The organism is Sphaerisporangium perillae (assembly GCF_023276435.1).
Taxonomy (GTDB): Bacteria; Actinomycetota; Actinomycetes; order Streptosporangiales; family Streptosporangiaceae; genus Sphaerisporangium; species Sphaerisporangium perillae.
Window position 1 is genome coordinate 25,744 of the sequence record NZ_JALLPO010000047.1, and the last position, 11,490, is coordinate 37,233.

The following is an 11,490-nucleotide window of genomic DNA, read 5'->3' on the forward strand; positions in this document are numbered from 1 at the left end:
CCGAGATCGCGGCGCTCCTCGGCGCCGGGCACAGGAACTGCTCGTAGCGGGTGTCGTGGGGCGCGCGACGGCTGGGGACACGCCTTCCAGTGTTACGCCGAGATGTCGGTCGCTGGTAGGGGATGTGTCTCACCAGTTGCTGACTGCACCGTTGACGGGCCCGTAGCACGTATGTAACCTTTGGCCAACGGCCTGCAAGAATCTTGCAATTCTCTGTCCTGTTTCTTTCTATTCTCCGCAACTTCCGGCTGGAACGCACTGCGTCCGTGCATCCGCCCGCCCCCATCCAGGGAGGCCACAGTGATGTCGGCCACGGCATCGCGCGGTCGGTCGCCGCCCGGCGACCCCCGGTCGCAGCACTCGTTTACTGCCAATTCCTCTGCCTCGAGATCATCACCCCCCGGCGACGACGGCGGACCCGCGAAGGCTCCGCCGCACCCAGTCGTTCCAGACGAGAGATAGAGAACGCGATGAGAATGAAGCACCCGGTGTTACGGCTGGTCGCGGCGATGCTCGCGGCCTGCCTGCTCGTTCTGGCGGGACCGGTACTGCCGGCCTCCGCGGCCGGTCCCAACCTGGCGGCCGGCAAGACCGTCACGGCCAGCAGCTTCGCCGACGTCTACCAGGCCGGCAACGTCAACGACGGCAATCAGGCCACCTACTGGGAGAGCGCCAACAACGCCTTCCCGCAGTGGATCCAGGTGGACCTCGGATCCGCGCTCAGCGTGAACAGCGTCGTCCTCAAGCTCCCGACGTCAGGATGGGGCGCCCGCACCCAGACCCTCACCGTTCAGGGAAGCACCAACGGCTCGACCTTCTCCACCATCGTGGCGTCCGCCGGCTACGCCTTCGCCCCGGCGAGCAACAACACGGTGACGATCGACTTCGGCGCGACCACCACCCGGTACGTGCGGCTGAACATCACGGCCAACACCGGCTGGCCGGCCGGCCAGCTGTCGGAGTTCGAGGTCTACGGACCCACCACGGGCGACACCCAGGCGCCGAGCGCGCCGACCGGCCTCGCCTACACCCAGCCGGCCTCGGGGCAGATCAAGCTCACCTGGAACGCCTCCACCGACGACGTGGGCGTCACCGGCTACAACGTCTACGCCAACAACGCCCTGCGCGCCACCGTGGCGGGCAACGTCCTGACCTACACCGACGCCCAGCCCGACACCGCGACCGTGTCGTACCGCGTCACGGCCAAGGACGCGGCCGGCCACGAGTCGGCGAGCAGCAACACCGTCACCCGCACCGGCAGCGGGGGCGGCGGCGGTTCCAACCTGGCCGTCGGCAAGCCGATCTCCGCCTCGTCCACGGTCTACACGTTCGTGGCGGCCAACGCCAACGACGACAACGTGGCGACCTACTGGGAAGGCGCCGGCAACAGCTACCCGAACACGCTGACCGTGCAGCTCGGGGCGAACGCGAGCGTCAACCAGGTCGTGGTGAAGCTGAACCCCGACAGCTCGTGGGGCACGCGCACGCAGACCATCCAGGTGCTCGGCCGCGAGCAGAGCTCCTCGTCGTTCGCCAACGTGTCGTCGGCGACGGTGTACACCTTCAACCCGGCCTCCGGCAACACGGTGACGATCCCGGTGAGCGCCACGGTCGCCGACCTGCAGCTGAAGTTCACCTCCAACTCCGGCGCACCGGCCGGTCAGGTGGCCGAGCTGCAGGTCATCGGCACGCCGGCCCCGAACCCCGACCTGACGATCACCGGCCTGTCCTCGGCTCCCGCCGCCCCGGTGGAGACCGACGCGGTGACGCTGTCGGCCACGGTGAAGAACGCCGGGAACGCCGCCTCCGGCGCGACGGACGTCAACTTCTACCTCGGGAACACCAAGGTCGGCACCGCGAGCGTCGGCGGGCTGGCGGCCGGTGCGTCCGCGACCGTCTCGGCCGGCATCGGGCCCCGCGACGCGGGCACCTACCCGCTGAGCGCCAAGGTCGACGAGGCCAACGGCGTCATCGAGCAGAACGAGACCAACAACTCCTACACCAGTCCCTCCTCGCTCGTCGTCAAGCCGGTGGACAGCTCCGACCTGGTCGCCACGACCAGCTGGACGCCGAGCAACCCGGCGAACGGCAACAACGTCACGTTCTCGGTGGCGATCAAGAACCAGGGCACCGTCGCCTCCGCGTCCGGCGCCCACGGCATCACGCTGACCCTCGCCAACGACTCCGGCACGGTCGTCAAGACGCTGACCGGCTCCTACAGCGGGGCCATCGCCGCCGGCGCCACCACGAGCCCGGTGAACCTCGGATCGTGGACGGCCGCCAACGGCAAGTACACCGTCAAGACGGTCCTGGCCAACGACGCCAACGAGCTGCCGGTCAAGCAGCAGAACAACACCAGCACCCAGTCGTTCTTCGTCGGCCGCGGCGCGAACATGCCCTACGACATGTACGAGGCCGAGGACGGGGTCGTCGGCGGCGGCGCGCAGGTCGTCGGGCCGAACAGGACCGTCGGCGACCTCGCGGGCGAGGCGTCGGGCCGCAGGGCCGTGACGCTGAACTCGAACGGCAGCTACGTCGAGTTCACGGCCAAGGCGAGCACGAACACCCTGGTCACCCGCTTCTCCATCCCGGACGCGGCGGGCGGCGGCGGTACCAGCTCGACCCTCAACATCTACGTGGACGGCACCTTCCTCAAGTCGATCGACCTGACGTCCAAGTACGCCTGGCTGTACGGCGACGAGACCAGCCCCGGCAACTCCCCCGGGTCGGGCGGGCCGCGTCACATCTACGACGAGGCCAGCGTCATGCTCGGCCAGACCGTCCAGGCCGGCAGCAAGATCAGACTGCAGAAGGACCCCGCCAACGGCACGACGTACGCCATCGACTTCATCAACCTGGAGCAGGTGTCGCCCATCGCCAACCCCGACACCGCGAAGTACGCGGTGCCGGCCGGCTTCACCCACCAGGACGTGCAGAACGCGCTCGACAAGGTGCGGATGGACACCACGAACACCCTCGTGGGCGTCTACCTGCCGCCGGGCACCTACGACACCGCGCAGAAGTTCCAGGTGTACGGCAAGGCCGTCAAGGTGGTCGGCGCCGGCCCGTGGTACACCCAGTTCCGCGCGCCGACCACGCAGGAAAACACCGACGTCGGGTTCCGGGCGGAGGCGTCGGCGAACGGCTCCACGTTCTCCGGCTTCGCCTACTTCGGGAACTACACCTCGCGCATCGACGGTCCGGGCAAGGTGTTCGACTTCTCCAACGTGGCCGACATGGTGATCGACAACGTGTGGAACGAGCACACGGTCTGCCTGTACTGGGGCGCGAACACCGACCGCATCACGATCAAGAACTCCCGGATCCGTGACACGTTCGCCGACGGCATCAACATGACCAACGGCAGCACCGACAACCACGTCACCAACATCGAGGCCCGCTCGACGGGCGACGACAGCTTCGCGCTGTTCTCGGCCATCGACGCCGGCGGCGCCGACGAGAAGAACAACGTGTACGAGAACCTGACGTCCCTGCTGACCTGGCGCGCGGCGGGCGTCGCGGTCTACGGCGGGTACGCCAACACCTTCAGGAACATCTACATCGCCGACACGCTGGTCTACTCGGGCATCACGATCAGCTCGCTGGACTTCGGATACCCGATGAACGGCTTCGGCGCCGACCCGCCCACCCAGTTCCAGAACATCTCGATCGTCCGCGCGGGCGGGCACTTCTGGGGCGCGCAGACCTTCCCGGCCATCTGGGTGTTCTCGGCCTCGAAGGTGTTCCAGGGCATCCGCGTCAACGACGTGGACATCGTGGACCCGACCTACAGCGGCATCATGTTCCAGACGAACTACGTCGGGGGCCAGCCGCAGTTCCCGGTCAAGGACACGATCTTCACGAACGTCTCGATCAGCGGCGCGCACAAGAGCGGCGACGCCTACGACGCCAAGTCCGGCTTCGGCATCTGGGTGAACGAGATGCCCGAGGCGGGGCAGGGACCGGCGGTCGGCTCGGCCACGTTCAACAACCTCACGCTGAGCGACAACGCCGTCGACATCAAGAACACGACCTCCACCTTCACCATCGTCCGCAACTGACCCTGATCTCCGCACCGGCGCGCGGGGCATGACCGGCCCCGCCCGCCGCCCGATGACCGCAGTGCCGCCGGCGGGAGGACCCCCGCCGGCGGCACTGCCGCGTCCGCGCTCTCGCCCGGGCTGGGGTAGCTTCCCTTCCGCATCGACATGACGGAAAGGACCTCCATGACAGGCGTCGAGTTCGGCACTCCCCCGGCGTTGCCGGCGACCAACGGGTACAGCCACGTGGCCAGCGTGCCGCCGGGCAGCCGGCTCGTGTGGACCTCCGGTCAGGTGCCGATCGCCGCGGACGGCACCGTCGCGGCCCCCGGCGACTGGGAGGCCCAGACGCGCCAGGTGATGCGGAACGTCGGCGCCGCGCTGGAGGCGGGCGGCGCCACCTGGGACGACGTGTTCAAGCTCACGATCTTCGTCGTGGACACCTCGGCGCTGGCCACCGTCCGGGCCGTGCGGGACGAGTTCGTCAACGTGGAACGGCCTCCGGCGAGCTCGCTCGTGCAGGTCGCGGGGCTGTTCCGGCCGGACCTCCTCATCGAGATCGAGGCCGTGGCCGCGGTTCCCGAGCGCTGACGCCGGGCCACGGGGCGTTTCGCTTGGCGATGAGCACGCCCGCGGGTCAGGCTCGCACGGGCGTGGCCTCGGAGCCGGGGGTCGTCAGGTGAGCGCGGGCGGCGTCGGCTGAGAGGTCGTCGGGCTGGTGCTCGGCGGCCTGGTCGGCCTGGACGAGCGTCGCGTAGTCCTCCGTCTGGCGTCGAACGTCCACCTCGTCCCACCCGAGGACCGGAGCCATGAGCGCGGCCACCTCCGGCGCGGCGGCCAGGCCGCGGTCGCGTTCCTCGATCGCGATGCGGGTGCGGCGGGCCAGCACGTCCTCCAGGTTCCGTGCCCCTTCGTGCGAGGCCGCGTACACCGCCTCCGCCCGGAGGTAGTCCCCCGCGCCGGCGAGCGGCCGGCCGAGGGAGGGGTCGGCCTCGATCATCTGGAGGAGATCCTCGACGGCCGAGCCGTAGCGCCGGAGCAGGCGCTCGACGCGGGCGACGTCCAGGCCGGCCCGCGCGGCCAGGTGGACGCGGCGGTTCCACAGCGCCTCGTACCCCTCCGCGCCGAAGAGAGGCAGCCGGTCGGTGACCGACGCGGGAACGCCCCCGACGAGCTCCCGCGCGGCCACGTCGACCGCGTCCTTGGCCATGACCCGGTAGGTGGTGTACTTGCCGCCGGCGACGACGACGAGGCCCGGCGCCGGCCGCGCGACGGTGTGTTCCCGGGACAGTTTGGCGGTGTCGGACGCGTCGCCGGCCAGCAGCGGCCGCAGGCCCGCGTACACCCCTTCGATGTCGTCATGGGTGATCGGCGTGTTCAGCACCGCGTTGACGTGGTCGAGCAGGTAGTCGATGTCGGCCTGGCTGGCCACCGGGTGCGCCTTGCTGAGGGTCCAGTCGGTGTCGGTGGTCCCGATGATCCAGTGCCGGCCCCACGGGATGACGAAGAGCACGCTCTTCTCCGTACGGAGGATGAGGCCGGTGTTGAGGGTGATCCGGTCCCGCGGGACCGTGATGTGCACTCCCTTGGACGCCCGGACGCTGAGGCCGCCCTCGGCGCCCGTCATCCGGCGGGTCTCCTCGGTCCACACGCCGGTGGCGTTGATCACCTGGCGGGCGCGGACGACGATCTCCTGGTCGCTCTCCAGGTCGCGCACGCGGGCGCCGGTCACCCGTTCGCCGTCGCGGACCAGCCCGGTGACCTGGGCGCCGGTCGCGACGGCGGCGCCGTACTGCGCGGCGGTGCGGGCCAGGGTCATCGTGAAGCGCGCGTCGTCGACCCGCGCGTCGAAATACTGGACGGCGCCGATCAGCGCCTCGGGGCGCAGGGCCGGGGCGACGGCCAGGGCACGGCGCCGGCTCAGCTGGCGATGGCGCGGGAGGACGCGCTTGCCGTCGAGCACGTCGTACAGGGTCACGCCCGCGCCGACGTAGAACCGCTCCCACAGCCGGTGCCGGAGCGGGAACAGGAACGGCACGGGCCGCACCAGGTGGGGCGCGAGCCGGGTCAGCAGCAGGGCCCGCTCCTTGAGCGCCTCTCTGACCAGCTTGAAGTCGAGTTGTTCGAGGTAACGCAGGCCGCCGTGGATGAGCTTGCTGGACCGGCTGGACGTGCCCGCCGCCCAGTCCCGGGCCTCAACGAGCGCGACCGACAGGCCGCGCGACACCGCGTCGAGCGCCGCTCCGGCGCCGACCACTCCGCCGCCGATGACCAGCACGTCGAATTCGTCATCGGCCATCCGTCGCAGGCTCGTCGCGCGGTACGACGGTCCCATCGGTACAGGGTTCACAGTGAGGGCTCCTCATTCGCCGGAACGTGGGGAAGGCCGGAGCCGCGCTCGCCGCCGAGCGCGGCCCCGGTGAAGGGGGTGGTCAGTCGACGTCCACCCAGTCGAGGGTGCGGGTGACGGCCTTGCGCCAGCCGGCGTACCCCTTCTCGCGCTGCTCGTCGCTCCAGGACGGCTGCCAGCGCTTGTCCTCGTTCCAGTTCCGCCGGAGCTCCTCGGTCGACTTCCAGAAGCCGACCGCGAGGCCGGCGGCGTAGGCGGCGCCGAGTGCGGTGGTCTCGGCGACGACCGGCTTGGACACCGGCACGCCCAGGACGTCGGCCTGGATCTGCATGCACAGGTCGTTGGCGGTGATGCCGCCGTCCACGCGCAGCACGTCCAGATGGACGCCGGAGTCGTTCTCCATCGCCTCCACCACGTCGCGGCTCTGGTAGCAGATCGCCTCCAGCGTGGCCCGGGCGATGTGCGCGTTGGTGTTGTACCGCGACAGGCCGACGATCGCGCCGCGCGCGTCCGACCGCCAGTACGGGGCGAACAGCCCGGAGAAGGCGGGCACGAAGTACACCCCGCCGTTGTCGTCGACCTGCCGGGCCAGCGACTCGCTCTGGGAGGCCCCGGAGATGATGCCGAGCTGGTCGCGCAGCCACTGCACCGCCGACCCGGTCACCGCGATCGAGCCCTCCAGCGCGTACACCGGCTTGTCGTCACCGAACTGGTAGCAGACCGTGGTGAGCAGGCCGTGCTTGGAGCGCACCAGCTCGTTGCCGGTGTTGAGCAGCAGGAAGTTGCCGGTGCCGTAGGTGTTCTTGGCCTCGCCGGGCGAGAAGCAGACCTGCCCGACGGTGGCGGCCTGCTGGTCGCCCAGGTCGCCGGTCAGGAGCACCTCGCCGCCCAGGGGGCCGCCGGCGCGGGTGACACCGTAGGAGGCGGGGTTGGAGGAGGGGCGGATCTCGGGCAGCATCGCCCGGGGGATGTCGAAGAACGACAGCAGTTCGTCGTCCCAGTCGAGGGTCTCCAGGTTCATCAGCATGGTGCGGCTGGCGTTGGTGGGGTCGGTGACGTGCACGCCGCCGTCGGTGCCGCCGGTGAGGTTCCACAGCAGCCAGGTGTCGGTGTTGCCGAACACCGCCTCCCCCGCCTCGGCCGCCTCGCGCACCCCTTCGACGTTGTCGAGGATCCACTTGATCTTGCCGCCGGAGAAGTAGGTCGCCGGGGGCAGCCCGGCCTTGCGCCGGATGACCTCGCCCTTGCCCTCGCGCTCCAGCGCGCTGGCGATGCGGTCGGTCCGGGTGTCCTGCCAGACGATGGCGTTGTAGTAGGGCCGGCCGGTCCGGCGGTTCCAGACCACCGTCGTCTCGCGCTGGTTGGTGATGCCCAGCGCGGCGAGATCGGCGGCGGTGAGGTTCGCGTTGTTCATCGCGGTCTGGATGACCGCGCGGGTGCGCTCCCAGATCTCTGTGGGGTTGTGCTCGACCCAGCCGGCCTGCGGGAGGATCTGCTCGTGCTCGAGCTGGTGGCGGGCGATCTCGTTGCCGCCGTGATCGAAGATCATGAAGCGGGTGCTCGTGGTGCCCTGGTCGACGGCTCCGACGAATTCCGGCATGTGATTCCTTCTCCTTGAGCTGGTTCGGGGGATGTCAGGCGGCTTCGTACGCGGGCTTCGCGGGCAACTGGCCCGGCTCGGGCCCCTCCTCGGGCGGCAGGAACCGTCCCACGAGGGCCTGGTAGAGACCGGCGCCGATCAGGCCGCCGATGACGGGGGCCACGATGGGCACCCAGAAGTAGAGGTTGCCGTACTGATCCTTGAAGGCGGTCTCGTAACCGGTGAGGAAGGAGGCGAGGCGCGGGCCGAAGTCGCGCGCCGGGTTGATGGCGTACCCCGCGTCGGTCCCCCACGCCATGCCGATCGCCACGACCAGCAGGCCGATCACGAACGGCGCCAGGTTGGCGGCGGGCGGCGAGTTGCGCAGGTCGGTGATGGCGAGGATGAGGAACAGCAGGATGGCGGTGCCGATGATCTGGTCGCGGAAGGCGCCCCACTCGGTGACGGGCAGCGCCCCGTTGCCGGGCAGCGTCGAGAAGACGCCCTGAGTCTTGATCGTGAGACCGGGGTCGACCTTGGCCAGCACCTCGCTGTAGTTCCACCGGACGAGAAGCGCGGCCACGAAGGCGCCCGCGGTCTGAGCGAGGGAGTACGGCAGCACCTTGCGCCACTCGAAGCCCTTGAACACCGCGAGCGCGATCGTGACCGCCGGGTTCAGATGCGCGCCACTGATCCGGCCGGCCACGTAGACACCGAGCGTGACGCCGAGGCCCCACGCCCAGGCGATGCTGTCGTGGTCACCGATGCCGCCGCCGACGACCTGGGCGACCACGCCCACTCCGAACAGGATCAGGACCATGGTCCCCGCGAACTCGGCAGCCAACTCGCCGAGCATCCCTCGGGCCTTCAGTCGTTCCGCCATTGCTCCTCCTCACATGCCATGCCGCCTCGCCGGTCCGCGTACGGAGCGGATCGTTCACGCGGGGCGGGGTCGTCCGATATGGCGCGACGCACCTCACGGCTGCCGGGGACGCTAAGTGAGGGTTGAGGGCGGGTCAACGGCACAATGCCGACAATGTCGAACACTAGTCAGCGATGTCATACGGGATTATCGTTTCCCCCCTATGACCGAGATGTCACAACGCCAAGTGTGCAGCGGATTATCGCGATCTTCACGGCCAAGGCGCCGACATTGTCGAACGTTCGCCGACCGCACTAGCATCGACGGCGTGCCAGGTCCGGTCCAGTCCATCCAGCGTGGAGCCGCCATCCTGCGGCTTCTCGCCCGCAGCTCCGGCCGGCTCGGCGTCGGCGAGATCGCCACATCGCTCGGCCTGGCCCGGGGCACCGCCCACGGCCTGCTGCGCACCCTGCAGCTCGTCGGCTTCGTCGAGCAGGACGAGACCTCGGGCAAATACCAGCTCGGGGCGGCCCTGCTCCACCTCGGCACGAGCTACCTCGACGTCAACGAGCTCCGCTCGCGGGCGATCAACTGGGCCGACGCGCTCGCCGCGCGCAGCGGTGAGGCGGTGCGCATCGGCACCCTCCTCGACGGCCAGATCCTGGTCGTCCACCACGTGTTCCGTCCCGACGACACCCTGCAGACCCTCGACGTCGGCGCTCTGCTGCCCATGCACGCCACCGCGCTCGGCAAGGTGCTGCTGGCCTACGACGCCGCCACGACCGCCACACTCGCCGACGGCCCGTTGGAGGCCTACACCCGCCGCACCATCGTGGCGCCGAAGATGCTGGCGCGCAGCCTGTCCGCCATCCGCGAGGTCGGCTGGGCCGTCGAGGTCGAGGAGATGACCATCGGCGAGGCCGGCGTCGCGGCGCCCATCCGGGGCCACGGCGGCCTGGTCGTCGGCTCCATCGGCATCTCCGGCGCCGTCGAGCGCGTCTGCGACTCCAAGGGCCAGCCGAAAGCCCCCCTGGTGACGTTCGTGCGCGACGCGGCGCGCGCGGTGTCCCGGGACCTCGGCGCCTCCCGCTGGTAACCGACTACTTCACGTTTGTCGAGGTAAAATGCCATGGTCATGCGCTATGTGATGTCCATCGATCAGGGCACGACATCGACGCGGTGCATCATCTTCGACCACCGAGGTCGCCTGGTGTCGGTGACGCAGCGCGAACACCGCCAGCACTTCCCCCGGCCCGGATGGGTCGAGCACGACGCCGCCCAGATCTGGCGGAACCTGGAGCGCATCGCCCCCGAGGCCCTCACCCAGGCCGGGGTCGGCCTGGACCAGCTCGCGGCCATCGGCATCGCCAACCAGCGGGAGACCACCCTGATGTGGGACCGGCGGACCGGCGAACCCATCGGGCGGGCCATCGTCTGGCAGGACACCCGCACCGACACCCTGGTCGAGAAGTTCGCCGCCCGGCCCGAGGCCGCCATGGTGCAGGAACGCTGCGGGCTGCCGCTCGCCACGTACTTCTCCGCGCCGCGCATCCGCTGGCTGCTCGATCACCACCCCGGCCTGCGCGAGCGGGCCGAGCGGGGCGAGGTCCTGTTCGGGACCATGGAGAGCTGGCTCATCTGGAACCTCACCGGCGGCCCCGAGGGCGGCCTCCACCTCACCGACGTCACCAACGCCGGCCGCACCCTGCTGATGAACCTGGAGACCCTCGACTGGGACGACGATCTCCTGGACTTCTTCGGCGTCCCCCGCGCGATGCTGCCGCGGATCCGGCCCTCCGCCGAGACCTACGGCGTGGCGAGCCGGGTGCTGCCCGGCGTCCGCATCGCCGCCGCCCTCGGCGACCAGCAGGCCGCGCTGTTCGGGCAGACCTGCTTCGCGCCCGGCGAGGCCAAATGCACCTACGGCACCGGCAGCTTCCTCATGCTCAACACCGGCGCCGAGCCCGTCCGGTCCAGCCACGGGCTGCTCACCACCGTCGGTTACCAGGTCGGCGACGAACCCGCCGTGTACGCGCTGGAAGGGCCGATCGCCATCACCGGCGCCCTGGTGCAGTGGTTTCGCGACGGGCTCGGCCTGATCAGCAGCGCCCCGGAGATCGAGACCCTCGCCCGCACCGTGGAGGACAACGGCGGGTGCTACATCGTCCCCGCGTTCTCCGGGCTGTTCGCCCCCCACTGGCGCAGCGAGGCCCGCGGCATCATCGTCGGCCTCACCTCCTACATCACCAAGGGCCACCTCGCCCGCGCCGTGCTGGAGGCCACCGCGTGGCAGACCCGCGAGGTCGTCGACGCGATGAACGCCGACTCCGGGCTGGAGCTGCGCACCTTGAAGGTCGACGGGGGCATGACCTCCGACAACCTCCTCATGCAGGACATCGCCGACGTCCTCAACGTGCCGGTCGTGCGGCCCATGGTCGCCGAGACCGTGTCCCTCGGGGCCGCGTACGCCGCCGGGCTGGCCGTCGGCTACTGGCCGGACCTGGAAGGGCTGCGCCGCAACTGGCACCGCGCCGCCCAGTGGCTCCCGGCCATGGACCCCCGGCGCCGCGCCGAGGAGTACGACAACTGGCGCCGCGCCGTAGAACGGACCTTCGACTGGATCAAACCCCACCCCTGACCTCCGCGCCGTATGCCGCCC

7 protein-coding genes are annotated in these 11,490 nt (G+C 70.0%); 4 read left to right on the plus strand and 3 right to left on the minus strand.

Features of this window, described 5'->3' with window-relative positions:
* Positions 1-470: 470 nt before the first annotated feature.
* Entirely contained in the window at positions 471-4,061 is a 3,591-nt protein-coding gene (locus MYF83_RS34990; protein WP_248965035.1) for a galactose-binding domain-containing protein, read from the plus strand.
* 165 nt (positions 4,062-4,226) lie between these two features.
* Positions 4,227-4,631 carry a RidA family protein gene (locus MYF83_RS34995; RefSeq protein WP_248965036.1) on the plus strand — a complete coding sequence of 135 codons (405 nt, stop codon included), beginning with the start codon at positions 4,227-4,229 and terminating at the stop codon, positions 4,629-4,631.
* 46 nt (positions 4,632-4,677) lie between these two features.
* Here the strand turns inward: MYF83_RS34995 and MYF83_RS35000 are convergent, their stop codons facing one another.
* The 3 genes from MYF83_RS35000 to MYF83_RS35010 form a co-directional block, all read right to left on the minus strand.
* Positions 4,678-6,339 (minus strand): glycerol-3-phosphate dehydrogenase/oxidase, encoded by a 1,662-nt coding sequence (locus MYF83_RS35000; RefSeq protein ID WP_308201558.1) that lies wholly within the window; start codon positions 6,337-6,339, stop codon positions 4,678-4,680.
* Between the two features lie 133 nt (positions 6,340-6,472).
* Positions 6,473-7,990 carry a glycerol kinase GlpK gene (gene glpK / locus MYF83_RS35005; RefSeq protein WP_248965037.1) on the minus strand — a complete coding sequence of 506 codons (1,518 nt, stop codon included), beginning with the start codon at positions 7,988-7,990 and terminating at the stop codon, positions 6,473-6,475.
* A gap of 34 nt (positions 7,991-8,024) precedes the next feature.
* On the minus strand, positions 8,025-8,852 hold the full coding sequence (locus MYF83_RS35010; RefSeq protein WP_248965038.1) for an MIP/aquaporin family protein: 828 nt from the start codon (positions 8,850-8,852) through the stop codon (positions 8,025-8,027).
* Positions 8,853-9,159: 307 nt separating this feature from the next.
* Here MYF83_RS35010 and MYF83_RS35015 point away from each other — a divergent pair, with 307 nt between their 5' ends.
* Positions 9,160-9,927, plus strand: coding sequence for an IclR family transcriptional regulator (locus MYF83_RS35015; protein ID WP_248965039.1), 768 nt, complete (start codon positions 9,160-9,162; stop codon positions 9,925-9,927).
* Between the two features lie 33 nt (positions 9,928-9,960).
* Positions 9,961-11,469 (plus strand): glycerol kinase GlpK, encoded by a 1,509-nt coding sequence (gene glpK, locus MYF83_RS35020; RefSeq protein WP_248965040.1) that lies wholly within the window; start codon positions 9,961-9,963, stop codon positions 11,467-11,469.
* Positions 11,470-11,490: the final 21 nt, after the last annotated feature.